We start from the raw sequence: 23,447 nt of genomic DNA on the forward strand, positions 1-23,447 counted from the left end.
GAGAATTACTTGAGCCTGCGCATTTTCGAGACCGACCCCGAGAGCCGGCCGAAGCCGCGATTCAGCAGCGACACGGTAGGGCGGTTCCGGTCGGGCCGGATAGCGGGCAACCGCCCGGAATCGTTGAGCGCCTGGCGTGTGACCACCGGCGACCCCGAGGTTGCCGATGCCGTCGCGAAGGTATACGGCGGCCGGCCGGAGGAGTGGGAGACCTCGGCGGAGGACCGGCTGGAAGTCCTCACTGAAGCCGACGCCGTGAAGGTCGTCATCGACGGTCCGCAGGCCATCCGCTCCCGCATGGTCCTTTGGGGGCGGCAGGGCCCCATCCACGAGTGCGACGGCGTGGAGTTCCTGAGCCCCGAGGAGGACAAGGGCACCCCTTGCGGTTGCCCCGCATTGCTGGCCGACCGCAAGGCGGCGGCCAAGACCGGTCGGGGCCCGGCCCCCTCCGTCGAGGTGACGTTCTCCCTCGCCGATCACCCTGACCTCGGGCGGTTCCGCTTCGTGTCCGGCTCCTGGGAGCTGGTGAAGGTCCTGCACGAGGTCGAGAACAAGCTGGAAGCCGTCGGCGGCCCGGCGGTCTGCACGCTGCGTCTGGAACTCGTGGAGTTCCAGACCAAGAGCGGTATCGACGTGCGGTACCGCAAGCCCGTCATCGATGTCCACAAGGCCTCCCAGCCGACCGAGGTTCCGTTCTAGCACGGGACGAAGGCCCGCTGCGGCAACAACCACCGCGGCGGGCCCCTCGGCCACCAACCACCCATGGAGAAAGACAGGTTGAGTAACACCGCCCTCCCCGGCCGCCGCATGCTGAGCGCCGAGGAGATTATGCGATGGCCGTTCCGCCAGGACACCCTCCTGCCCGACCTTCACCCGTCCACGGGCACCGGCAACAGCTCGGCCAAGCTGAACGAGGACAAGGTCCGCGCCATCCGGTCGGCCGCCGCAGCCGGGGCACACCTGGCCACCCTCGGCCACGCCTTCGGTATCTCCGAGCGGGCTACCCGTCACATCGTGGACGGCACGAGCTGGCGGCACGTCCAGTAGTGGCCAACCCGCACAAAGCCAAAGGCACGGCCTGGGAAACGGCCCTGGGGACGTACCTCAACGAGGGGCTGACCGACCGGAACGCCCAGGTACGCCGCAACGCGCAGACCGGTGTGAACGACATCGACGATCTGGACGCCTACCCGTTCACCGGCGAGGCCAAGGCCGTCAAGGCGTACGACCTCGCCGGCTTCGTCGAACAGGCCAACCGCGAGGCACACAACGCCGGCGCGCCGTTCGGGGTGGCGCTGATCAAGCGTCCGCGCAAGGGCGTGGGCGACGGCTACGCCGTGATGGACGTGCGCACCTTCCGCCGGGTCCGGGCCCGGCTTCTGGGGGTCGATGCCCCCGACGACTGAGGAGAGAGACAAGCAAGTGGAGTTCCGTTCGATCCTGGCACGCTTCGAGGACGTCTCGGAGCACGCGGACGGTGGCTATCTGGCCCGGTGCGCCGGCCACGACGACCACCACCCCTCGCTGCGCATCTGGCGCGGCGAGGACCGCAAGGTGCGTCTGGTGTGCCGCGCGGCTTGCAAGACCGCCGACGTGCTGAAGGCGGCCGGCCTGATGTTCTCCGACCTCTTCGACGCCGAAGGCGAGGGCCTGACCGTCCCGGCACAGCGTCCGTCGCCGGTCGGGCCGGCGCAGGTCGCCGCGCTGCGGATGTGGCTGGACGAGCGGATGATGACTGCCGGAGATGCGGTCTACGACTACGTCGCCGAGCGGTTCGGACTCACCGCCCAGCAGGCCCAGACCCTGGAGCTGGGCGAGTGGCAGCCGGCCGCGGAGTACCCGGAGTTCGTCTCCGACACCTTCGCCCGCTTCCCGCGCCTGGTCGTCCCGCTGATCGGCTTCGACGGCGTCGCGCGAGGCGCCCAGGGCCGGGACATCTCCGGCCGCTGTCCGGCCCGCTGGGCCTCCCTCGCCAACGCTGGCGGGACCTGGGCCAAGTACGGCGTCTTCCGGGGCGGGGCTGGCTTCGACACGGTCATCGTCACTGAGGGCCCCTCGGACGCCCTGACCGCCGCAGCGGCCGGCTACGACTCAGTGGCCGTGCGCGGGGCCGGCCTGTCGCGCAACGAGTTGCTGGTGGCCGAGCTGGCGGCGGGCTTGCGCGACCGGGACGTGGTGCTGGCCGGCGACCGCGACCGGGCCGGCGACGCCTTCACCGACGACCTGGCGCGCGCACTGCTGCGGGCCAGCGTCATAGTGCGCCGCCTTGACGGAATTCCAACCGGTCTGGACTTGACCGAGTGGCGCGAGCAGGACCGCGAAGGCTTCGCCGGCCGACTGCACCGGGCCGTACGGGCGGCGCAGCCGGTCAAGGCCACCGAGCCCAAGCCGGCCGCCGACGCACCGGGCGGCGACGAGGGGCCGCTCCCCCTGACCGACCTCGGCAACGCCGAGCGGCTTTACCGCAAGCTCGGCGGTAACGTCCGCATGATCCCCGGAGCGGGCGTTTTCAGATGGCAGGGCCGCAAGTGGGCCCAGGTGCCGGAGGAAGCCCTGTACGCCGACGTGCGGGCCGTCGTCGCGGAAATGGCCAAGGAGTCCGGGCACACCAACCCGGACACCCTGGCGAAGTGGATAAGCCTTTCTCAGAGCGCACAGCGGGTGCGCGGCATGGTGGACATGCTGTCCTCCATACCCGGCGTCTACGCGAGCGTCGACCAGTTCGACGCCGATCCCCGACAACTCGCCTTCCGCAACGGCATGGTGGACCTGTCCACGGGCGCCTTGAGCGAGCACCGGCCGGAGAACATGAACACATTCTTCGTGGACGTGGACTTCGCCCCTGAGGCGCCCGCACCCCGGTGGGAACGGTTCCTTCGCGAGTGCCATCCGGACAGCGAGGCCATGCTGGCCTTTCTCCAGGAACTCGTCGGATATGGGCTTTCCGGGCTGTCGGTCGAGCGGTGCTTCGTGATGCACGTCGGTCCGACGACCAACGGCAAGACGACGTTCACCGGCACCCTTGAGGACGTTTTCGGCGCGGCCGCACACCGCGTGGACGCGTCCCTGTTCCAGCGTCGGCGGGAGTCGGGCGGGCCCCGTGCGGACATTGTGGGCCTGCGCGGAAAGCGGCTGGTGATCAGCTCGGAGTGGCCGGCCTCGATGCAGCTCGACCAGGCTCTGATGAAGGCCATCACCGGTGACCAGACCATCAGCGCGCGCGGCGTCTACGCCCGCCACGACATCACGTTCCGGCCGGCCTGCCTCGTGCAGGTGGACACGAATTACTGCCCGGACGTGGACGCCACCGACGCCGCACTGTGGCAGCGCGTTCGCGTCATCCCGTGGGAGCAGGACTTCCGGGGCCGGGAGGACCGGCATTTGTCGACCATGTTGCGCCGCGAGCGTGAAGGCATCGCGGCGTGGGCGGTGGCCGGCGCGGTGCGTTGGTTCGCCAAGTACGTCGCCGGCCAGGGACTTGATTTCCCGTCCTCGGTCGAGAGGCGCACCGCGCACTATCGGGACGCCTCGCACCCGCTCTCCGGCTTCATCGGCGAGGAATTCGCCGTCGAACCGGGCGCCTTCACGCGCCGGCCGGACACCTGGGAGCGGTACCGCACCTGGGTCGAGGAATGCGGGATCAAGCACCCCATGAGCCGCAACCGCTTCTACGACGCCGTGCGCACCTTCCCCGGCGTGGTCGAAGGACAGCGCTCCGACGGCTCGCGCGGATTCCGCAACCTGCTGGACCTCTCGAAACCCGCACAGCGGGGCCCCGGCATTTTCGGGGGCGATAACTAAAGGAAAGAACGCTTGCGCACGCACGGGTACCTCATCGCCGGTGAGCCGGTCGACATCCACGTGGTGGAGGACGCCCAGGACGTGCGGGCGTTCCACGGCTGGGCGGCTGGACACATCTCCGCCGGCCGCCCAGTCGCCTTCGACACCGAGACCACCGGCCTGGACATCTTCAGCGCCGACTACCGGCTGCGCCTCGCGCAGTTCGGCGACCAGCGAACCGCCTGGGTCCTGCCCGTCGAACGCGGCCGGCTGTTCGCCGACGCCGCACGCCGAGTCCTTCTCGACCTGCCGAAGGTGGTGATCCACCACGCCGCCTTCGACTGGCTGGTAGTGGACCGCTATCTCGGTGTGCCGCTGGAACGGTTGTACCCGCGCACCGTCGACACCAAGATCATGGCCACCCTGGTCGACCCCAGGCAGGCTCAGGAAGGCGGGGTGGGCACCGGCCTCAAGCAGCTCTCCGCCCGTTACATCGACCCGGCCGCCCCCGACACCCAAGAGGACCTGACCCGCGTCTTTCGATCCCTCGGCCTGACCAAGGCCGAGGGCTTCGCCGGCATCCCGCTCGATCACCCCACCTACGAGACCTACGCAGGGCTCGACGTCCTGCTCACCAGTCGGCTCCTGGGCGCACTCACCGGTGCCCACGCCCAGCTCGGCATCCGGCCGGCACTCCTGGAGTACGAACACCGCATCGCCTTCATCTGCGCTTACATGCAGCGCACAGGCCTGCTGTGCGACATCGAGTACACCAAGGACCTCTCCGAGCGACTGCGCGCCCAGGCCGAGGAGTTCGAGCACAAGGCCCGCCGCTACGGCGTCGAGTCGATCAACTCGCCCAAGCAGGTGGCGGACGCCCTAGTCGGCATGGGTGAGGCGCTGTCCGAGCGGACCGCCAGCGGCGCGCTGCGGGTCGACAAGGCCGTCCTGCTGGCCCTGGCCGACCTCAGCAACTCGTGGGAACGCCGCGGTGCCCGGACGCCCAACCCCTTGGCCGATGCGGTCGTGCGCTCCAAGAGGGCGGGCAAGTGGAAGTCGGCGTACGCGGATACGTTCCTGCAAACACTGGACGCCGAGGGGCGGGTGCACCCCTTCATCCACTCCCTGGCCGCCCGTACGGGGCGGATGTCGATCACCCGACCGGCCTTGCAGACACTTCCCGGCCGGGACGTGACGATCCGCCGTGCCATCCTGGCCGACGAGGGCCACGTGATGATCTCGTGCGACTTCGACGCGGTCGAGATGCGGGTCATGGCCGCACTCGCGGACGTCAAGCGCATGAAGGCCGCCATCCTCGCCGGTGAGGACCTGCACAGCTACACCCGCTCCCTGGTCTACGGCGACGTGGACGACCCGGACGGGCGCCTGCGGGCGCTGTGCAAGGGCATCGGCTTCGGCAAGATCTTCGGCGGCGGGGCCTCCGGTGTCGCCCGTATGACCGGGGCCGACGAGGACGCCGTCCGCTCGGCCATGCGCACCTACGACCGGGTCTTCCCGGAGATCAAGCGGGCCTCGAACGCCTGGCAGCGCGAGGCCATGGCCAACGGCATGGTTACCACGACGGTGACCGGCCGCCGGCTCCCGCTCGACCGCGACCGTACGTACGCGGTCGTGAACTACCAGGTCCAGTCTGCCGCCCGGGACTGCTTGGGCCAGGCGCTGTGCGACATGCACGACGCCGGTGTCCTGGATTACCTCCGGTTGCCGGTGCATGACGAGGTCCTTGTGTCCGCGCCGGCCGAGGACGCCGAGGACATCGCGCGGGTCGTCGAGAAGGCGATGAACTTCGACCTGTACGGCGTACCGATCACCGCGAGCGCGGACATCGGCAAAAGATCATGGGGCAGCCTCAAGGGCGGCGACTTCTGAGGAGGTGGGACGGGTGAGCGTCAAGCCCTGCTGCGACTGTGGAGATCTCCTGCCGCTCGCCCGGTTCCCCCGGCACCGCTCCAGCAACGACGGCCGCGCCTCCCGCTGCCAGGTGTGCACCACCGCCCGCAGGAAGCAGACCCGCGACCCCGCCCGCGAGCGGGATCGCCGGCTGCGGCGGGCGTACGGGATCACGAGCGAGGACTACCGGTCGATGGGAGCCACCCAGGGTTGGCGCTGCCCGGTCTGCGGCGAGGGCCCGGCCTCCGGCGGCCGGCTCGTCGTCGACCACGACCATGTCTCCGGGCTGCCCCGCGGACTCCTGCACTCCACGTGCAACGCCGCGCTGGGACTGCTGGCCGACGACCCGGCGGTCCTGGAGCGGGCCGCTGCTTACCTCTCCCGGACGGCCGACCTGCGGGCCCAGGTGCTGGGCTGACCTGGGCGCGGACGGGATGAGGCAGGGGGAATCCACCATGATCAGGTCACGGAACATCGCGTCGCGGTCACGAGGGGGTCACGACGATCACGCCCTTGTCCCTCAAAAGGAGGGGGCGGCCGAGCGGGTCTCGTTCCGGCGGCGGATTTGGGTCACGCCACGGCTAATCGGGGTTTACGCCGTGTTTAAGTACTGCGGTGCGAGTTGCGCACCAGTGAGTAACTAGCGGGAAAGCGGAGGGTCATGCGGTTTTCAACCTTCCGTCCCGCGCCATCCTGCCAGAGTTGTTTCGCCAGCCGGTCGGCGGCCCCCGGGATGTTCATCCGGGCGCTGATCGAGCGCCTTCGCTGTCTCGCGCTGCACTGGCTGTCCGGCCTGTGCGCGAGTGTGATCGTCCGGCTGATCCTCGCGTTCCACACCCTCCACCTTCACCAGGTGTGGTCGCACCGCGCGATCTCTCGCGCAGCCCACATGGCCGCTGCCCAGCGCCGCCGCGCCGACGGCGTCTTCGCCCGGCTGCTCACCCTCGAAGAGTCCTGCGCCTAACACGCAGGGCGCCGTTCGCACGCCCCTGCGCTGACCACGGCACAGGGGCCCCTTTGTAACCAGTCACGCCCCCGCCCGGCCTACCCGCCGTCCGGGGGCTTCGCCATGCCCTTTTTCGGCCCTCCGCTGGGCGCTTTCTCCGGGTTTGTACCCAACCCGAACTCAAGCCCGGCGGAGAACCGAACAAGGAGCAACACCCTTGCGCACCACCATCACGGCCGAGCAGATCACCGCCGCCCAGAACGGCGACGCCGCCGCTGCCGACAACATCCTGGACGCCCTCGAAGGCGCCGCCGTGAAGATCGCCGCCGACCGGGCAACCCGCACCGCCGGCGGCACCCAGATGCGCGACGACCTCATGCAGGAAGCCCGGATGGCCTTCTGGCGCGCCCTCCAAGACTGGGACGTCGACGCCGACAACGCCGCCGCCTTCACCACCTACGCCTTCCAGCGGGCGAAGTACGACGTCCACCGCGCCGCCCTGCGCTGGACGGTCCCCGGGATCGGCGACGTCGCGCGGGCCACCTTCGCCGCCGCCCTGCGGCAGAGCGGCGGCAACTTCGACGAAGCCGTACGCATCGTCACCACGCTGGAAGACCCCGAGCGCCGACTGTCACCGCAGCTCGCCGCGCTGGTCCGCAGCGCCTTCGAAGGCCCCGAACCCATCGAAGGAAGTTCCGCGACCGCGGCCGGGGTGGCAGCCCTGCCCGCACCGTCCTCCGCGTACACCAGCGGCGACCGCTGGGCCGAAGACCAGGGCCAGCTCCCCGACCACATGTGTCACCCGCTCGACCTCTCGCGCGACGCGGTCCGCTGCAAGGGCGTGGCCACCACCGGTAAGGGAGTGCAGGTCGGCGCGAAGCGGCGCGAACGCATCCACGCCGGCCAATCGCCGGCCCAGGGCAGGGGAGCCACCTGGCGCGAGGTCGGGGCCCTGGTGGACCACGCCGCCGACCGTGAGATGCGCGAGCGCTCCATAGCCGTCGGCCACGTCATCGCCGGCCGCGTCGCCGAATTGCTGTCCCCGGCCGAACGGGAAGTCGTCTCCGTCGCCTACGGCACCGCCTACGTCTATAACGAGGCCACCGCCAAGGGCGCCCCCGACCTCCATGCCACCGCGCACGCGCTCGGCAAGACCCACAACACCGTGAACGTGACCCTCAAGCGGGCCCGCACCAAGCTGCGCAAGGCCCGGGAAGTAGGCCACATCTGACCAACGAAAGCGATCACCAGGTGAGCTACTACGCCACCCCCGAGGACGCCGCCCTGGCCGGCGCGTCCGTCCTGGACGGCCAGGACTGGACCACATGGGACGACTCCTGGGTCTGGTGCGACTCGACCTCCGAAGTCGAGCAGTAGACCGGCCTCCACCGGCTTCGACAACCACAGAGCAGAGAAATGATCTACCGCTTCAACTGCAACTCCACCCCCGGCGACTACATGGCCGTCTCCCTGGACACGGACGGCGACATCGCCTTCGCCGTCCACGAGCAGGAGCAGACCCCGCGCATGGTGTACCTGGACGCGGGGGAAACCCGGCTCCTGACCCAGGTGCTCGACGACCTCGCCGAGCGCGCAGCCCGGCCGGAAGAACAGCAGCAGGACCGCAAGGACACGATCACCGAGGCGCTGAACCGCGAAGGGCTGGCCCTCGAACGCGACACCAGCCCCGGCGAGCCGGCCGTCGAACCGGCGGTGGTCAGCCCGTCCGACACCCTCTCGCTCCCCCTGCTCCAGCCGGTACTCCCCTTCGGAGCTGAACCCGCGCAGGTCAACTCCGAGACGGCCGGAACGCCCATCAACGACACCGTCGAGGAGACAGCGGAACCGTCCCTCCCGGCGCAGGAGAGCCGCGACCAGGACCAGCCGGAACCTGCCATGGGGACCTTCGCGGACGCCATGCTCCCCCAGCCGGCCACCGTCAACGCCGAGCGGGCCTATCTGCGGGCCCGTGAACTCCTCCGCCAGGGCGACACACCATTCACGCACGCCGCCGTACTCGACCTCGCGCGCTACCTCGCCGAGGCCGCCTAGACACCGCCGGCCGCCCCGGCCGGACGGTACGCAATGAAGGACAGCAGTTGATCCACCGCAAACGGACGGTCGCCCTGGTGACCGGCCTCGCCATACCCGGTGTACTCGCTGGCACCGCCCACGCCGTACCCCAGGCTGCCGCCACCACATACTCCGGCGACCCCGACAAGGCCACGCCGACCACCCCGGCACCGTCGAATACGGCCGACGCCCCCGGCCAGAACAAGATCAGTAAGAAGACCTCGCACACCGTGCGCGAGGGCGACACCCTCTGGGACATCGCCGCCCAGCAGCTCGGCTCCGGCGAGGACTGGCAGCGCCTCTACGGAGCCAACGCCGACAAGGTCACCGACCCGGACCTGATCTTCCCCGGTCAATCCCTCACCGTGGACAGCACCGCCCCCAGGTCGACGCCGCCCCTGACCGAGAAGGCGAAGGCACCGACGCCCCCGCCGGCCTCGAAGAAGGACCGGGCTCGCACTTCCGCCAGCGGCACCCTGGACGACTGGATCGAGCAGGCACGCGAGGAACTGCGCAAGAACGGCGACCCCGTCCCCTCGGCCGCCGCCATCAAAGCCCGTGTCATGACCGAGTCCGGCGGTAACCCCAAGGCGATCAACCTGACCGACTCGAACGCAGCCGCCGGCACACCGTCCAAGGGGCTGATCCAGGTCATCGACCCGACCTTCCAGACCTACCGGCTCAAGCACCTCGCTAACGAACCCTTCGACCCAGTGGCGAACCTCGTCGCCGGCGTCCGGTACGCCAACGACGTGTACGGAAGCTTCGAGAAGATCGCTTACCAGGCCGGCGGGTACTGACACCCTGCTCGGAAACCAGGGCAGCATGGGAAACACACGTTGAAGGCCCCCGTCCATACTGGGCGGGGGCCTTGTCGCGTTCATCGTGTGAAACAGTTAAGCAACACGCCGCGCAAAGTTGACGGGTAACTGCGGTCTCACGTCAACTTTCACGCATGAAACGTGATCTTGTGACGCTTATGTGTAACGGTACGCGAACCCAAGGGCCTGTTAGTTTTAAGCAACGGCGCCCTCACCTGCGAAGTTACAGGTTAACAGGCGGCCGCGATCAAATGATATGTGTCATGTCGCCGTGATCCATAAATGTATCGCGAACCCCACATGGGGACTTGGGGGTACCAGAATATGACTAAGGGTCGCCTCCGGATTTGCGTATCGCCGAGAGCGAGCAACCATGGAGAGGTGAGCCCCCGAATAACGGGCCCAAATGCCCGGCTGGAACTGCAAGTCGCTGACCAAGTTGGCGACGACTGGCGACCGGCTCGCATGCCCGCGCCCCTGAACGGGGAAGACTCGGTCGCGTTGTACATCGAGGCGCGCAACCTCGATGAGGTAGGCAAGATAGTCAAGACCTACGGCAGCATGATCAAGGGGATTTTTGAACTGCCCACCGTTCCCTTCGGTGCGCCTGCCGCCTTTCGCTTGATCTGCTGCGCCTTGGGTACCAAGGCGGCGCTGGCGTTGATGATCTGGATCAAGGGCGAGGACAACCGCTACAGACCATTCACGTCGGAGTGGGTGACCGGCGACCCGTCGGCGCTGCCCCCCGTCCCGAGGTAGTGCTGTGCTCGTCCACCGTCGGCCCGTCTTGCGGCACTACCTCGGGAGCTAGTCCAAGTGGCCAAGAGCTCTGGTGATGAGTGCCTTGGCACGCTCGCCGTACACCGCAGATTGCTTCAGGAGGTCGAAGGCTTTTGCGTACAAGGCGACTTCTCGGGGCTGGGTTACGGAGAACTCTGCCGAGTAGGTCTCGATGAGTACAAGCTTGTCGTCGAACATCGAGAAAGAGTTACCAGGCCAGAGGTGCATCACTGCGTCACGAGGGATGAACCCCAGGCTGAGGCGGGGTAGCCTCATGACGGCAAGAAGGCGATCAAGCTGGCCCCGCATGACGTCTCTCCCACCGATGTTGGTGTAAAGCGCTTGCTCGGAGAGAAGAACGTTGAATATGCGGTCGCCTTGATAGAGGTATTGCTGGCGTTCCATCCTCTTCGCCACCGCAGCGTCCGTGTCGTCAGGGATCTCGTAGTAGTTGATGACCTGTTGGAAAGTGGCGGCGGCGTACTCGGCTGTCTGGAGAGTGCCCCAGACCACCGTGGGATGGAAGATCCGAAAAACCCTGGTCTTCGCATATACGGGGAGCGCCTTACGCTGTCGTTGTTCCGCGCCACCCTGTAGCTGACGCCGCCACTCAAGCCATAGTTCCTCGATATGCCGAACTGTGGCGATGAGATCGTCGACCTGGTCTTCGGTATGGGTCTTCTGGCACCAGAGCCGGATGTCGTCTTCGCTGGCGTTCTGCCGCCCGTTCTCGATGCGGGAGACCTTGGACTCCTGCCACCCGGTTACCGCGGCGAATGCCCGGCCGCTGGCGAACCCCGCGTCCTTACGGAATCCTCGCAGCCGGGCACCCAGGGCCTCCCGCGCTTCCTGTGCTCTGTTACTCACTGGTGGATCAGGGCTGGTACTCGCCGTGCGGGATGGCCACGGACCAGAGGGCATCGCGGATCTTGATGCACTCAGAGACCGTGGCTGGGGCGTCGATGAGTTCGGAACCGAGGACGCGGCCGTCCTCGCTGAAGTGGCCGACCGCCAACAAGCGGTCGTCGTACAGCCACCAGTCGTTGCCGGCCACCGGGAACGTGATCCCGTCGGGCACCTGGTGCCGGGGTAGCCACCGGATGTCCTCGCCGGCCTCGATGTTCAGCCGGGTCAAAGAATGCTCCCACCGGACGTACTGTGAGTGCGGCTCGCTGATGACCCGGACCCGGCGCACCGTCCTGCCCTCGCCCGTCACCCGCTTCATGAGCGTCATCCACGGGTCGAGCCATGCGTAGTCGTCGGATTCCCCGCGCTGCCAGCGCGTGTACGGGGTGTCCTCGACAGGAGAGCCGTAGTCGTCCCGCAGTTCGAGGTGGAAGGCGTCGCGCTCGAAGCTCTCGAAGAGCTTGTCGCGCTCAGCGCTAGTGATCAGGTCCACTGTTCTCCTCCAGTAGGGCCGTGATCGAGGACTTGGGGACCTCGATGCAGGTCTCGTAGTCGGGCATGCGCATCTGGCCGAGGGCTTCTGCGTCCGTCATAGCAGGTCCCTGAAGGACGCATGTCCCCTGCTCCGTCACCAGCATGATCGGTGCCTCGAAACGCTTGATCTTGCCCGATGGCAGGCCGTCGTTGACCAGGTGCTCGAACAGCTCGGGCGGGACCTCCACGGCCGTGTGGCCGGCGGGCACGTCGAGCTGCATCAGCAGGTCGTTCCCGTAGATCTTCCATCCCTGGACGACGTAGCTGTCCTGGTCGGTGGAGTACAGAGTGGGGCTGTCCCCAGGGGTGCTGTTCTTGCCGAGGAACCGTAGCTTCATCGTCGCTCTCCCGTCCGCTGCCTTGCGCCGGATTGCTCAGAGGCACGATCGTCCGGGGCGGATAGTGCCCCGTCAACCCGCCTGCTGCAAACTGGCGCAATCTCCTTGGGGGTTGAGCAAAGCCGGCCCTACGTTCATCTAGGTACCCAACCAGGCAAGATCGAGGACGGGGAACCCATGACGTTCGGGAGAAAGCCGCCCGGCCAGCGCAGTACTCCGCTTGACGGCGGAGAAGTGGTCACCGTCGAGCGCACGGGATGCGCCGACATGCAGGACCCGGTGTTCAAGCGGCACGACGTGGTGCTCGACGTCCGGGCCGAGCGCATCGGCATCGTGATGGACAACGTCGGCCCCCGCTACCAGCTCCGTCCGCCGGCCGGCGGTCGAGAGTGGGAAGCGGAGCCGCAGCACATCCAACCGGCACCTGCCGAGGCGCGGATGAGTGCACGGGTGGCGGAAGCTAACAGAGACAGCAGGTTGCGGGGTGGCTGCTGGTGAACAGAAGGGTGTCGCTGGAGTCGGCTACTCCGGACAGCATCAAGAGCCTGGGGTTGCCGCCCATCCGATCACTTGTCCACGACGCGGCATCGGGATGCGATGGGGTCCTCATGGACGCCGGAGAGTTCGAAGATCCATATAGCCATCGGAAGTATGTCGTGGCCTTCCTCCGGCAGGAGCACGGCGGGCGGGAGTGGACGACGGACCCCGCGAAGGTTTCCTCGACACGCCTCAGGCCGAAGCCGAGGACACCGTGATCAACGCCGAATACCGGTACTGGTGCGAGTTGCAGGCCGCCAGGTTCGACGAGCCCGAGGCCATGACGCTCGCAGCCGAACCCACGACGACGCCGCGCCTGACGCTGCGCTGGTTACAGTGGCACGCTGATCGAGCCGCTCAGGAGCTCGACCCCGCACCGGGGGATCCTCACCGGCTCGCGGCGCTCCGCGTCGGCCTTCCCGCGGCGTGGCCGGACGTCACCCAGTCGTTAAGGGCTTGGGTAGCCGACCATGACCACCACGAACACGTGTTGGCCGAGCTCCGTGCCGGTCGCGCTTACACGTTGCGGGCGTCGGCCCCATTCGTCTCCTTGACAGCGGCCCCCTTGCGAGAGCCCCACGAACCACCACTCGGCGATCCCCGCACCCCCCGCACTACCGCCGAGGTCCCCGGCGGCCTTCCGCCGAGTCCTCCGGTACCCCAAAGGGCGCCGCACGGCACCGTGCGCTGCCCACACCCGCCCGAGCGTTGCACGACCACGGACAGCCTCATCATCTGCCGCTGCGGTGCTCGTCGGTTCCCCGACTACCACGCGCTCGGTGTAGCTGCCCTCGACATCGGCGGCCGCCCTGCTTCGTCGACAGCCACTCAGCCGGCTGTCGGGACATCCACCCTCCACCGCCATCTCGTCGGCGCGCCTGCGCCGGCCCCGTGACTCCCGCCCCGGTCGGCGCACCCTGGACAGGTCGAGCAGGCCGGGAGCGGGGCAAGGCCCCTCCCCGTTCGTCGTCGGTTCCGACAACGCCGCATCCGTCGGACGGGGAGGGTTCCGCAAGATCGGTTCTAGCTGGAGGTGCCCGCATGGGTACAGCAGTAGCGGTACGCGATCCGAAGGAACTGCTGGGTGAGGACGTCTGGGACCGCGAGATCAAGCTCCTGGTCCGCGACAACCTCATGGACACCGTGATGGCCGGCCGTCTCCTCGGCCAGGCTGTCGCCTACCTGATCACCGCCATGGAGACCCTGGGCGAGGGTCTGGAGCTCGGCTGCGGAGAGCTGGTGGACACGGCAGTCCACACGCTCATCCTCGACACGGCGAACTACGCCGAATTCTGCAACAAGTACAACAAGGGGCAGTTCCTCCATCACATCCCCGAGATCGAGCGCAAAGCCGACGGCACCGTCATGAGGACGGCGGCCGTGGTCGAGCGGCACGGATTCGAGGTGGACTGGCCGCTGTGGGAGCGCGACGCCTCCACCTGCTCGCCTTGCACGCAGGGGACGAGCTGCCACTGAGTAGTACGACCGCGTGAAGACCGGCGGCACCCTGAGGGTGTCGCCGGTTCTCGTTCGAGGGAAGGCCGCAGAACCCCCACCCCTCGGGAAGGCCCGGGAGTAGCGTGTGACCGTCGGAGCCTGACGGTACGGATGCTCACCAACAAGCCACCAAGGAACGTTGCTGCATGAGCGTTGAGAGTTACTGGGACCGCTACGCGGCCGGAGCCGTCGAGAAGATCGGCCCGGTGGAGGTCTCCATCGAGAAGGGGTTCGGCTGGACGCAGTACGACCACCACGGCCCCGCCGAGGAACTGCTCTGCCAGCCGGAGAAGACGCTGGAGCTGGGCTGCGGGTGCGGTGACACCGTGGCCTACCTGGCGCGTAAGGGCATCGACGCAACGGGCCTGGACCTGTCGCCTGTGCAGATCAGGACCGCCGAGGAGCGCTGGGGGGACCTCACCGGTGCCCGCTTCCTCCTCCGGGAGGCCGTGGACCACCTCAGGACCACGGACGAGACGTACGACGCGATCTACTCGATCTGGGGAGCCTTCTGGTTCACCGACCCCCGCCGGCTCCTGCCCGCCATCCGTGAACGACTCAACCCGCATGGCGTCCTTGTCTTCTCCCAAGCGCCGGCCGTCGACGGCTGCTACGGCGCGCAAGGGATGTACGGCAACGGCTTCAACGGCAAGATCCTCCCGGTGCAGCGCTGGGCGTACTCCGCGGAGATGTGGAAGGGCATCCTCATGCACCATGGCTTCCTCGACGTGGAGGCCCGGATTCTGGAGGCTCCCGCCCCTGAGAACCTGGGGACCCTGATCGTCACAGCCCGAATGGTCTGACCGTGCCGATGCGCTCCGCCCTCTCCTGGAGCGGCGGAGCGCGAATCAGCGGGTTCTCGGTCGCAGGAAGCGCCGCAGCTTTTGCAACGGCCACGTGTTGATGACGTCGTCCTTCGTCAGCCAGCCGCGCTGTGCCGTCCCGACCCCGTACCGCATGTAAGGCAGGTGCATCACCGAGTGGGCATCGGTGTTGATCGAGAACTTCACTCCGTGGCGCCTGGCCCGAAGGATGTCCTCGTCACCTAGGTCCAGCCGTTCCGGGTGCGCGTTGATCTCCAGCGCGGTGCCCGTCCGCGCGCAGGCGGCGAACACCTCGTCGAAGTCGGCGTCTATCCCTGGGCGCTTGCCCAGCAACCGGGTAGTGGGGTGCCCGATGATGCTCACGGCAGGGTTCTCACAGGCCCGGATGAGCCGGCGAGTCTGCTCTGCGCGGTTCTGCTTGAAGTGGTCATGCACCGAGGCAACGCACAGATCGAACCCCGCTAGGAACTCTTCCGGCCAGTCCACATCACCATCCGGACCGATATTCAGCTCCGTGCCGTGCAAGAGCCGTATTTTGCGGTGCTTGCCGTCCAGCTTCCGTATCTGTTCCCGCTGAGCGAGCATCTTCGCATCGGTCATCCGCTGCATGTACAGGTTGGGCGCGTGATCCGTGATCGCGTAGTACGCGTAACCCCGCTCAGCAGCGGCCGCGATCATGTCTTCCAGGGATGCCAGTCCGTCTGTGAGATCTGTGTGGGTGTGCAGGTCGCCCCGGATATCGGCCTCCTCGATCAACGTCGGCAGCTCGTCCCGGAGGCCGGCCGCTACCTCCCCACGGTCCTCGCGCAGGGCGGGCGGTATCCACGGGAGGCCAAGCTTGGCGTAGATTGCCTCTTCGGTCTCGGAAGTGATCTTCTTGCCGCTCTTGCCGTAGAACAGGCCGTACTCCGAGAGCTTCCAGCCCTGCCTGACGGCGATTTCTCGTATCTGAATGTTGTGGGGCTTTGAGCCTGTGAAGTACAGCAGCCCCGCGCCCCACGCGTCGGGCGGCAGCACCCGCAGGTCGATCTGGAGTCCGTCGACGGTGCGGACCGACGTCTTCTTCAGGCCGCGGGCGATGACCTCGGCGGTATACGGGAGGGTGCTGATCGCCTCCATGAACGGCTCGGCGCGGTCGGCCGCCACGAGGACGTCGACATCCCCGATGGTCTCCCGCATACGGCGCAGCGACCCGGCGAAGGCACAGCTCTCGCAGCCATCGATCCGCGAGAGGTCGGCGACGATCCGCTCGGCGGCGTCCGAAGCGGCGGACAGCAGGATCCGGCCGCCGGCCTTCTTCATCAGCTCGATGCCGTGCAGGATGTTCTGCTCGGTCTTCTCGCCGAACCCCTTGAGGTCGCGCAGCCGCTCCTGGTGGATGGCGTCGAGGAGTCCGTCGACGGAGGAGACGCCCAGCTCCTCGTAGAGGACGAGGGCCTTGTGGGGGCCCAGGGTCGGGATGGTGAGCAGCTCGCGGACGCCCGGCGGCACGGACGTGCGGGTCTCCTCGAAGGCGGCGACCCGGCCGGTGCCCAGGTACTCGACGACCTTCTCGGCGATCGACTTGCCGACATTGGGGATCTCGCGCAGGCCGTCGATGTCGAGCTTCGAGACGTCGGAGGGGTGGCCGCCGATGGCGCGGGCGGCCTTCTCGTAGGCGCGTGCCTTGAAGGCGTCGCCGCCCGTGATGGCGACGAGATCGGCGTACTCCTGGAGCACCGCCGCGACCTCTTCGTTGGGCCGGGCCATGGTTTCAGCGTGCCACCGGAGCGGTCGCGGGGCGAGGCGGGCGGGGGGGAAGTGTCAGACCCCGGTGCGAGCCGGGCAGAGCCCCCGCCCGGTCCGCCGGGTGGTGCACAGCATCTGACCTGCGGCTATCCTAGGTGTCTGAGTGTTTCCGCCACCAAGGCGCACAACATCCGCGTCCGTGAACTCGCGGTCCGCCATGGTTACAAGCTGTCCGAGTACGGGCTGTTCCACGCCAGGAGCGGGCGACGGATCACCTCGGCGACGGAGGAGGACGTCTACGCCCGGCTGGGCCTGCCCTGGATCCCGCCCACCCTGCGCGAGGACCGCGGCGAGGTGGCGGCCGGGCTCCGCGGCGAGCTGCCCGAGCTCGTCGAGGACGGCGACATCCGCGGCGACCTCCACACCCACACCGACCTCACGGACGGGCTGGCCTCGCTGGAGGACATGGTCACCGCCGCCGCGCGGCGCGGCTACTCCTACTACGCGGTCACCGACCACGCCCCGGACCTGTACATGCAGCGGATGACGGACGCCAAGATCCTCGCGCAGCGCGAGCGGGTGCGGGAGCTCGACGGGAAGCACCGGCGGATGCGGCTGCTGCACGGTGCCGAGCTGAACATCGGGCCGGACGGGGAGGTGGACTGGCCCGGTGAGTTCCTGGCGGGCTTCGACCTGTGCGTCGCGTCCGTCCACTCGCACTTCCGGCAGAGCCGGGCGGAGCTGACGCGGCGGCTGGTGCGCGCCTGCGAGAACCCGTATGTGTCGGTCATCGGGCATCCCACCACCCGGCTGCTGGGCAAACGGCCCGGAATCGACGCCGATTTCGACGCCGTGTTCGAGGCGTGCGCGCGAACCGGTACCGCACTGGAGATCAACGCTCATCCGGAGCGGATCGATCTGTGCGACGAGGACATTCTGCGGGCCAGGCGCCACGGGGTGAAGTTCGCGGTGAACACGGACGCGCACTCCACCACGCATCTTCCGTATATGCGCTATGGCGTGGGAACGGCGCAGCGGGGCTGGCTGACCAAGGACGACGTCATCAACACCTGGCCGTTGCAGCGGCTGCGCCGTTTCCTGTCCCCGGAATGACGGGGACGTGGCTTCAGGAGGCTGCGGCGGGTTGTTCCACTGCCGCGGCGGCGGCCTGGGCACGGCCCTGGGCGCGGGCGCGCTTGGAATAGGTGATCGTCCAGGCGATCAGCAGGGCGGGAACGCCATAGGCCAGGACGGAATTCACGGCGACCATGGCGCCGGTCGACAGCGCGTAGGACAGTCCGACGCGGGCGATCGCCTCGACGACATACCCGAGGCCCCAGACCATGGTGATCCGGGTCATCGACCGCCGGAAACTCTCGTGCCGCCAAAGGCCGTTCCACTGGGCGATGCCGCTCGTGGAGCCGTCGGTGCCGAATTTCCGGCCCAGGTAGAACATCAGCGGGCGCGGGGCGGCCAGGCTGATCAGGCAGACCACGCCGAAGAGGCCGGTGATCAGGGAGTCCTTGACCAGCAGCAGTCGGGCCGAGTGCGGGCCGACGGCGGAGACGGCGAGGGTCAGCACCAGGAAGATCAGGGTCAGCACGGCGAACTCGTCGACGCGCCGGTGCCAGATCAGATAGACCACCATGTCCACGACCGGCCAGACGCCGGAGGCCACCAGGGCGGAGAAGTCGCTCCAGCCCGCTTCGGTGAGCTGGTTGTAGGTGACGAACGGCAGCACCACATTGCAGGCGATGGTCACGGCCCAGCTCAGCATGGCGCCGGGTCCGAAGCGCCGGGATGGCGCGGATGACGCGACGGTCATCGATTCCCCCAAGATCAAATGAGTTAAAACGGGGGGACTGTAGGGGAAAGGCATCATCGAGAGCAAGATCGTTAATCTCAACCCCTCATTTATTCACCATATTGGGCGGAAATCCTACTTTCCCTGGTCTCCTCGCCCACTCCCCGTCATAGCGTGCCGCCGACCACCCTTACGCACCGGCACCCGTACCCGCACCGAAAGGCCGCGCACGCTATGCCCAACCCCTTCGAGCTGCCCCGCTTCTACACACCGCACCCGGCCCGTCTCAATCCCCATCTCGAGGGCGCGCGGCGGCATTCGAAGGAATGGGCGCGGCGCATGGGCATGCTCGAGGGATCGGGAATCTGGGACGAGGCGGATCTCGACTCCCACGACTACGCCCTGCTGTGCTCCTACACCCACCCCGACGCCTCCGGCCCCAAGCTGGACCTGGTCACCGACTGGTACGTGTGGGTGTTCTTCTTCGACGACGACTTCCTGGCCCGGTTCAAGCGCACGGGCGACACCCTGGGTGCCCGCGCCTATCTCGACCGCCTCCGCGCCTTTATGCCGCTCGGCCCGGACGACGCCACCCCGGAGCCCGCCAATCAGGTGGAGGCGGGCCTGGCCGACCTGTGGGCGCGTACGGTCCCGGACATGTCCCCGGAGTGGCGGCGGCGCTTCCGGGAGAGCACCTGGCATCTGCTCGAGGAGTCGATGTGGGAGCTGTCGAACATCAACGAGGGCCGCGTCGCCAACCCCGTCGAGTACATCGAGATGCGCCGCAAGGTCGGCGGCGCCCCCTGGTCCGCCCATCTCGTCGAGTACGCGGCGGGCGCCGAGGTGCCCGACGCGGTGGCGGCGACCCGGCCCCTGCGCGTCCTGAAGGACACCTTCGCCGACGGGGTCCACCTGCGCAACGACCTCTTCTCCTACCAGCGCGAGACCGAGAGCGAGGGCGAACTCGCCAACGCCGTCCTCGTCTTCGAGCACTTCCTGGGCTGCGACACCCAGCGGGCCGCCGACGCCGTGGGCGACCTCCTCACCTCCCGCCTCCAGCAGTTCGAGCACACCGCCCTCACCGAGGTCGGCCCCGTCCTGGCCGAACACGGCCTGGACGCACGGGCGTACGCGGACGTCTTCGCCTACGTCAAGGGCCTCCAGGACTGGCAGGCCGGCGGCCATGAGTGGCACCTGCGCTCCAGCCGCTACATGAAGAGCACCACCGGCACCCCCAGGGTGCCCGAGGCCCTGCTGGGCGGGCCGCTCGGGATCGGCACCTCGGCGGCCCTGCTGGTGCCCTCGATCCTGGCGGCGCTGCCCGCGCGGCTGCGCGGCTTCACGCACGTCCCGTTCGAGAAGGTGGGCCCGCTGCCGCGCCCCGACTTCGGGATGCCCTTCCAGACCCGCCACAACCCCCACCTCGACGCCACCCGCCGGCACGGCGTCGACTGGGCCCGCCGCATGGGCATCAGCGTCCCCAGCCCCACCGACCCCCTCGCGGGCCACTGGGACGAGGAGAACCTCCGCGACTTCGACCTGGGCCTGTGCGCCGCCGGCATCAGCCCGGAGGCGAGCCCCGACGAACTGGACCTCGCCACGGACTGGCTCATCTGGGGCACCTACGGGGACGACGTCTACCCCGCGCACTTCGGGCGGCGCGCCGACGGCCTGGCGGCGGCGAAGGACTGCACCGACCGGCTCAAGCTGTTCATGCCGCTGGACGCCGTCGTCACCGAGACACCGCTGAACTGCCTGGAGCGGAGCCTGGCCGACATCTGGGTGCGCACGGTGACGCCCATGTCCCCCGCCGGCCGCGAGGCGTTCCGGCGGGCCGTCGAAGGGATGCTGGACAGCTGGCAGTGGGAGCTGACCAACCAGCGCATGAACAAGATCCCCGAGCCGGTCGACTACATCGAGACGCGCCGGAACACCTTCGGCTCCCCGCTCACCATGACGCTCTCCCGGCTCCGCCACGGCAAGGCGCTGCCGCCCGAGGTCCTCGCGTCACGGCCCGTCCAGGCGCTGGAGAACGCCGCCTCGGACTACGCCACGCTCATGAACGACGTCTTCTCCTACCAGAAGGAGATCGAGTTCGAGGGCGAGGTCCACAACTCCGTCCTCGTCGTCCAGAACTTCTTCGACTGCGGGCGCGACCAGGCCCTGGGCATCGTCGCCGACCTGATGAGGTCCCGGATGCGGGAGTTCCTCCACATCGTCGCCACCCAGCTGCCGGCCCTGTGCCAGGAGTTCGGGCTCGACGCGAAGGCCCGCGTCGCCCTGGACGGCTACGTCCAGGAGCTCAAGGACTGGCTGGCGGCCATCCTCACCTGGCATAGGGAGTGCCGGCGCTACGGCGAGGACGACCTGATCCGCCGTCACGCGAAGTCCGTCGCCAAGTCCGTCGCCCCGCCCGTGGAGGCGCCCCTGGGGACACCGGGCGGTCTCGGCACCTCGGGCGCCCGGATCGCGGCCCTCCTGCGGGGCTGACCCTACCGTCCCAGCCGCACACCCAGCCCCCGCACCCGGTAGACGCGGCGGCCGTCCACCCAGAGCCAGCCGTCGGCCAGCGCGTGGCGCCCCCGCTCGTCCTCGTGCTCCTCGACGACGTCGATGCCGACGGTGACCAGTCCGTCGGTGGGCACGACCTGGCCCCGGTAGCGCCAGGTGAACTCCCGGCCCGTCAGGGGTTCGAGGACGCCGTGGGCGACCGCCGGCGCGGGGGCGGACTCCAGCAGGTGGAACTGGAGGAGCTGGGCCATGGCCTCCACCCCCAGGGAACCGGGCTGGACCGGGTCCATGAAGAAGTGCGCCTTGAAGTACCAGGCACCGGGGTCGACCCGCTTCTCGGCCCGCAGCCGGACCGGGCCCGCCGGGCCGCCCTCCGGCCAGTACCCCGTGACCCGGTCCAGCATCCGCAGCATGGGACCGGGCAACCGCGCGCCTCCGGACGGGCGTCCGGCGGTGAGGTCGGCTTCCCGGCCGCAGGGCGCGGCCCACCGGGCCCGCTCGTCCGCGTCGGCGGGGAGGCCGGGCTGCCGGTCGAGCGCGGCCTGCGGGAAGAACCCGAACGACGAGGTCGCGGACAGCAGCGGCAGCCCGTCGGCCGTGCACTCGACGGCGAAGGAGACGATCGTGGTGTCCCCGTGCCGGGCGGAGCCGGTGAGCTCCGTCCTGGTGCGCAGGACCCTCGTCCCCGGCCGCACCTGGCCGTGCAGCCGGGCGGTGCCGTCGAGGTTGCGGAAGACGAGCCGGGGGCCGGTGGCGACGGCGGGGTCGGCGGTGCGGACGGCGAGCCAGCCGCAGGGCTGGAGGGCGACCTCCATCAGCACCGCCCAGGGCATCACGGCGGTGCCGTTCTGCTCGAAGTACCAGACGTCCGGCGGGACGTCGTACTCGGCGACGACCGCGCCGCCGGACCGCGCGTCGCACGGGGCCGCGTCGAGGGACACGATCCGGCTCATGAAGTGGTAGGGCGGGCCGGGCAGCCGGATCACGGTCTCCACCCGGTCCAGGGCGGCGGCCTTCGGCCCGAAGGACTGGCTGGGCAGGCCCCAGGCGGAGGCGAGCAGCGCGGGATAGCCGAAGGCGAAGCCGTCCTCGACGGCGACCGGCCGGGACTCCCGGTGGCCCACCAGGCCGCCCAGCAGCCGGGGTTCGAGGCAGGTCCCGGTGGTCTGGTCCCGGTGCGGGCCCAGCACCCGCCAGTGGTCCAGCGGAGCGTCGCGCACCAGGCGCAGGGCCAGGTTCCGGGCGTGGAAGGCGTGGACGCCGTCGACGCTGACCATGGCCTCCGCGTACAGCACCGGCTCCGGGCCGGCGCTCAGGCCGCCGACGTGGATCTCGTAGACCATGTGCTCGCTGGCCGGAGTGGCCTGGCCCCGGCAGCGGGAGAGGGCGGTGACGCCGGGGACGGCTTCGAAACGGGCCCCGTCGCGCTCGATGGTCAGTCCGAGGGCGGCCATGTGGAAGGCCATCGCCTGGTGCACGCCGTGGCTCATCAGGGAGCCGGCCAGGACGGGGTCGTTCTTGAAATGGCCGTCGAAGTACCAGCCGTCGGGGCGCAGCCGCGTCTCGGCGCGGAGGTAGCCGCGCCCGAGCGCGCCTCCGGCCGGTTCGAACGCGGTCACCTCGTCGAGCAGCAGGAGAGGGCCGCTGTCGACGCGGGGCGTCCGCAGATGGGCGCGGGTGACCGTCCAGCCGGGTCCGAAACAGTCGTACGGGCGTCCTTCGGCGAAGGCCCGTACGGCGTCGGCGCCGAACCGTGCCCCGGTGGGGGGCGAGATGACGGGCTCGTGGGGCAGGTCGCGGGAGAGGGCGGCACCCGGGGTCCAGCGGATGCCCTCGGCCGCGGCGAGTTCGGCGTCGGTGAAGAATCCCGCCTGCGCGTTGCTGATGCTGACGACGGGCCGGTCGTCGGCGGTGCAGTCGTAGCGGAAGAAGAACAGCCGGGTGCCCTGGTATTCGGCGTGGCCGTCGATATGGATCTCGTAGCGCAGGGTCTGCCCCACGCGGGGCGCGCTGCCGTGGTAGGTGGCCTCGCAGCCGAGGAGCCGGTAGACACGCTCGCCCCGGTTGAGGAGGTCGACGCCGAGCCAGCTGATGAGGAGCAGGTCCGCCTGGCCCGCCTCGGCGAGGAGGCCGCCGGGGATCCGGCCGGTGTGGTCGAGGTACCAGGTGCCGGGCCTCAGGTCGGTCTCGGTCCAGATGGTGCCCGTTCCCATGGAGCCCGGTTCCGCGTCGATGCCCGTGACGCGGTCCACGAGCAGCAGGGGCGGCTTGGGGAGCCGGGTCTGGCGCCGGTATACGTCCTGGGCGGCGAACAGCGGCCCGAGGATCTCGGACACCGGCCCGTCCGCCAGCCTCTCCAGCTGCGCGCGGTCGAATTTCGGGCCGGGCAGGGCCGGCCGCGGCGCCTGACGCGGGACGGCAGGAGGTGGGACGGCGGGAGCCGGGACGGCAGGAGGC

21 protein-coding genes and 2 pseudogenes are annotated in these 23,447 nt (G+C 68.9%); 17 read left to right on the forward strand and 6 right to left on the reverse strand.

What is annotated here, in order from left to right; genetic code table 11:
* Nucleotides 1-9 precede the first annotated feature (9 nt).
* The 12 genes from K6I33_RS01360 to K6I33_RS01410 all read left to right on the forward strand — a co-directional run bounded on the left by K6I33_RS01360 (nucleotide 10) and on the right by K6I33_RS01410 (nucleotide 10,290).
* Nucleotides 10-699, forward strand: a complete 690-nt coding sequence (locus K6I33_RS01360) for a hypothetical protein (RefSeq protein WP_229347670.1) — start codon at nucleotides 10-12, stop codon at nucleotides 697-699.
* A 78-nt stretch (nucleotides 700-777) separates the two neighbouring features.
* A complete protein-coding gene (locus tag K6I33_RS01365) occupies nucleotides 778-1,047 on the forward strand; it encodes a hypothetical protein (protein WP_229347674.1) in 270 nt (89 codons plus the stop codon).
* A complete protein-coding gene (locus K6I33_RS01370; protein WP_229347676.1) occupies nucleotides 1,047-1,406 on the forward strand; it encodes a hypothetical protein in 360 nt (119 codons plus the stop codon). Before K6I33_RS01365 ends, K6I33_RS01370 begins: the two co-directional genes overlap by 1 nt.
* 16 nt (nucleotides 1,407-1,422) lie before the next feature.
* A complete protein-coding gene (locus K6I33_RS01375) occupies nucleotides 1,423-3,801 on the forward strand; it encodes a phage/plasmid primase, P4 family (protein WP_229347678.1) in 2,379 nt (792 codons plus the stop codon).
* A 12-nt stretch (nucleotides 3,802-3,813) separates the two neighbouring features.
* Nucleotides 3,814-5,670 carry a DNA polymerase gene (locus tag K6I33_RS01380; protein WP_229347691.1) on the forward strand — a complete coding sequence of 619 codons (1,857 nt, stop codon included), beginning with the start codon at nucleotides 3,814-3,816 and terminating at the stop codon, nucleotides 5,668-5,670.
* Nucleotides 5,671-5,683: 13 nt separating this feature from the next.
* On the forward strand, nucleotides 5,684-6,109 hold the full coding sequence (locus K6I33_RS36215; RefSeq protein WP_229347697.1) for an endonuclease VII domain-containing protein: 426 nt from the start codon (nucleotides 5,684-5,686) through the stop codon (nucleotides 6,107-6,109).
* A gap of 315 nt (nucleotides 6,110-6,424) precedes the next feature.
* Entirely contained in the window at nucleotides 6,425-6,655 is a 231-nt protein-coding gene (locus tag K6I33_RS01390) for a hypothetical protein (protein WP_229347700.1), read from the forward strand.
* Nucleotides 6,656-6,854: 199 nt separating this feature from the next.
* Nucleotides 6,855-7,868, forward strand: a complete 1,014-nt coding sequence (locus K6I33_RS01395; protein ID WP_229347703.1) for a hypothetical protein — start codon at nucleotides 6,855-6,857, stop codon at nucleotides 7,866-7,868.
* Between the two features lie 20 nt (nucleotides 7,869-7,888).
* Nucleotides 7,889-8,014, forward strand: coding sequence for a hypothetical protein (locus tag K6I33_RS35905; protein WP_275126604.1), 126 nt, complete (start codon nucleotides 7,889-7,891; stop codon nucleotides 8,012-8,014).
* A gap of 39 nt (nucleotides 8,015-8,053) precedes the next feature.
* Nucleotides 8,054-8,689, forward strand: a complete 636-nt coding sequence (locus tag K6I33_RS01400) for a hypothetical protein (RefSeq protein WP_229347705.1) — start codon at nucleotides 8,054-8,056, stop codon at nucleotides 8,687-8,689.
* Nucleotides 8,690-8,736: 47 nt separating this feature from the next.
* Entirely contained in the window at nucleotides 8,737-9,510 is a 774-nt protein-coding gene (locus tag K6I33_RS01405) for a LysM peptidoglycan-binding domain-containing protein (protein WP_229347719.1), read from the forward strand.
* A 486-nt stretch (nucleotides 9,511-9,996) separates the two neighbouring features.
* Nucleotides 9,997-10,290 carry a hypothetical protein gene (locus K6I33_RS01410; protein WP_229347724.1) on the forward strand — a complete coding sequence of 98 codons (294 nt, stop codon included), beginning with the start codon at nucleotides 9,997-9,999 and terminating at the stop codon, nucleotides 10,288-10,290.
* Between the two features lie 48 nt (nucleotides 10,291-10,338).
* On the opposite strand, the gene K6I33_RS01415 is transcribed toward K6I33_RS01410, so the two are convergent.
* From K6I33_RS01415 to K6I33_RS01425, 3 genes are read right to left on the reverse strand one after another with little or no spacing between them, the layout of a single operon-like run.
* Entirely contained in the window at nucleotides 10,339-11,178 is an 840-nt protein-coding gene (locus K6I33_RS01415; protein WP_229347727.1) for a helix-turn-helix transcriptional regulator, read from the reverse strand.
* 7 nt (nucleotides 11,179-11,185) lie between these two features.
* Nucleotides 11,186-11,710 (reverse strand): DUF6879 family protein, encoded by a 525-nt coding sequence (locus tag K6I33_RS01420; protein WP_229347729.1) that lies wholly within the window; start codon nucleotides 11,708-11,710, stop codon nucleotides 11,186-11,188.
* Nucleotides 11,694-12,089: a hypothetical protein gene (locus K6I33_RS01425; RefSeq protein ID WP_229347731.1), complete on the reverse strand. Its 396-nt coding sequence runs from the start codon at nucleotides 12,087-12,089 to the stop codon at nucleotides 11,694-11,696. The genes K6I33_RS01420 and K6I33_RS01425 overlap by 17 nt, the downstream gene beginning before the upstream one ends.
* Nucleotides 12,090-12,266: 177 nt before the next feature.
* On the opposite strand from K6I33_RS01425, the gene K6I33_RS01430 reads away from it, so the two are divergent.
* From K6I33_RS01430 to K6I33_RS01440, 3 genes are all read left to right on the forward strand, one after another.
* Nucleotides 12,267-12,587 (forward strand): hypothetical protein, encoded by a 321-nt coding sequence (locus K6I33_RS01430; RefSeq protein ID WP_229347733.1) that lies wholly within the window; start codon nucleotides 12,267-12,269, stop codon nucleotides 12,585-12,587.
* A gap of 1,080 nt (nucleotides 12,588-13,667) precedes the next feature.
* A complete protein-coding gene (locus K6I33_RS01435) occupies nucleotides 13,668-14,102 on the forward strand; it encodes a hypothetical protein (RefSeq protein ID WP_229347735.1) in 435 nt (144 codons plus the stop codon).
* A 167-nt stretch (nucleotides 14,103-14,269) separates the two neighbouring features.
* A complete protein-coding gene (locus tag K6I33_RS01440) occupies nucleotides 14,270-14,926 on the forward strand; it encodes a bifunctional 2-polyprenyl-6-hydroxyphenol methylase/3-demethylubiquinol 3-O-methyltransferase UbiG (protein WP_229347736.1) in 657 nt (218 codons plus the stop codon).
* 45 nt (nucleotides 14,927-14,971) lie between these two features.
* Here K6I33_RS01440 and polX read toward each other — a convergent pair whose 3' ends face one another.
* Nucleotides 14,972-16,696, reverse strand: coding sequence for a DNA polymerase/3'-5' exonuclease PolX (gene polX, locus K6I33_RS01445; protein ID WP_229347738.1), 1,725 nt, complete (start codon nucleotides 16,694-16,696; stop codon nucleotides 14,972-14,974).
* A 72-nt stretch (nucleotides 16,697-16,768) separates the two neighbouring features.
* Here polX and K6I33_RS01450 point away from each other — a divergent pair.
* Nucleotides 16,769-17,788 (forward strand): annotated as a pseudogene (locus K6I33_RS01450) (PHP domain-containing protein); the annotation flags it as partial.
* 13 nt (nucleotides 17,789-17,801) lie between these two features.
* Here K6I33_RS01450 and K6I33_RS01455 read toward each other — a convergent pair.
* Entirely contained in the window at nucleotides 17,802-18,500 is a 699-nt protein-coding gene (locus K6I33_RS01455) for a VC0807 family protein (RefSeq protein WP_229347741.1), read from the reverse strand.
* Nucleotides 18,501-18,713: 213 nt separating this feature from the next.
* On the opposite strand from K6I33_RS01455, the gene K6I33_RS01460 reads away from it, so the two are divergent.
* Nucleotides 18,714-20,969 carry a germacradienol/geosmin synthase gene (locus K6I33_RS01460; RefSeq protein ID WP_229347743.1) on the forward strand — a complete coding sequence of 752 codons (2,256 nt, stop codon included), beginning with the start codon at nucleotides 18,714-18,716 and terminating at the stop codon, nucleotides 20,967-20,969.
* Nucleotides 20,970-20,971: 2 nt separating this feature from the next.
* Here K6I33_RS01460 and K6I33_RS01465 read toward each other — a convergent pair.
* A pseudogene (locus K6I33_RS01465) lies at nucleotides 20,972-23,447 on the reverse strand (beta keto-acyl synthase); the annotation flags it as partial.

The organism is Streptomyces sp. UNOB3_S3 (assembly GCF_020740895.1).
In the GTDB taxonomy this organism is placed as follows: domain Bacteria; phylum Actinomycetota; class Actinomycetes; order Streptomycetales; family Streptomycetaceae; genus Streptomyces.

Bases quoted from the DNA above. Each gene is read 5' to 3' on its own strand.
- K6I33_RS01390 (WP_229347700.1), top strand. From the start codon at position 6,425: ATGTTCATCCGGGCGCTGATCGAGCGCCTTCGCTGTCTCGCGCTGCAC.
- K6I33_RS01400 (WP_229347705.1), top strand. From the start codon at position 8,054: ATGATCTACCGCTTCAACTGCAACTCCACCCCCGGCGACTACATGGCC.
- K6I33_RS01410 (WP_229347724.1), top strand. From the start codon at position 9,997: ATGCCCGCGCCCCTGAACGGGGAAGACTCGGTCGCGTTGTACATCGAG.
- K6I33_RS01425 (WP_229347731.1), bottom strand. From the start codon at position 12,089: ATGAAGCTACGGTTCCTCGGCAAGAACAGCACCCCTGGGGACAGCCCC.
- K6I33_RS01430 (WP_229347733.1), top strand. From the start codon at position 12,267: ATGACGTTCGGGAGAAAGCCGCCCGGCCAGCGCAGTACTCCGCTTGAC.
- K6I33_RS01435 (WP_229347735.1), top strand. From the start codon at position 13,668: ATGGGTACAGCAGTAGCGGTACGCGATCCGAAGGAACTGCTGGGTGAG.
- K6I33_RS01440 (WP_229347736.1), top strand. From the start codon at position 14,270: ATGAGCGTTGAGAGTTACTGGGACCGCTACGCGGCCGGAGCCGTCGAG.
- polX (WP_229347738.1), bottom strand. From the start codon at position 16,696: ATGGCCCGGCCCAACGAAGAGGTCGCGGCGGTGCTCCAGGAGTACGCC.
- K6I33_RS01455 (WP_229347741.1), bottom strand. From the start codon at position 18,500: ATGACCGTCGCGTCATCCGCGCCATCCCGGCGCTTCGGACCCGGCGCC.
- K6I33_RS01460 (WP_229347743.1), top strand. From the start codon at position 18,714: ATGCCCAACCCCTTCGAGCTGCCCCGCTTCTACACACCGCACCCGGCC.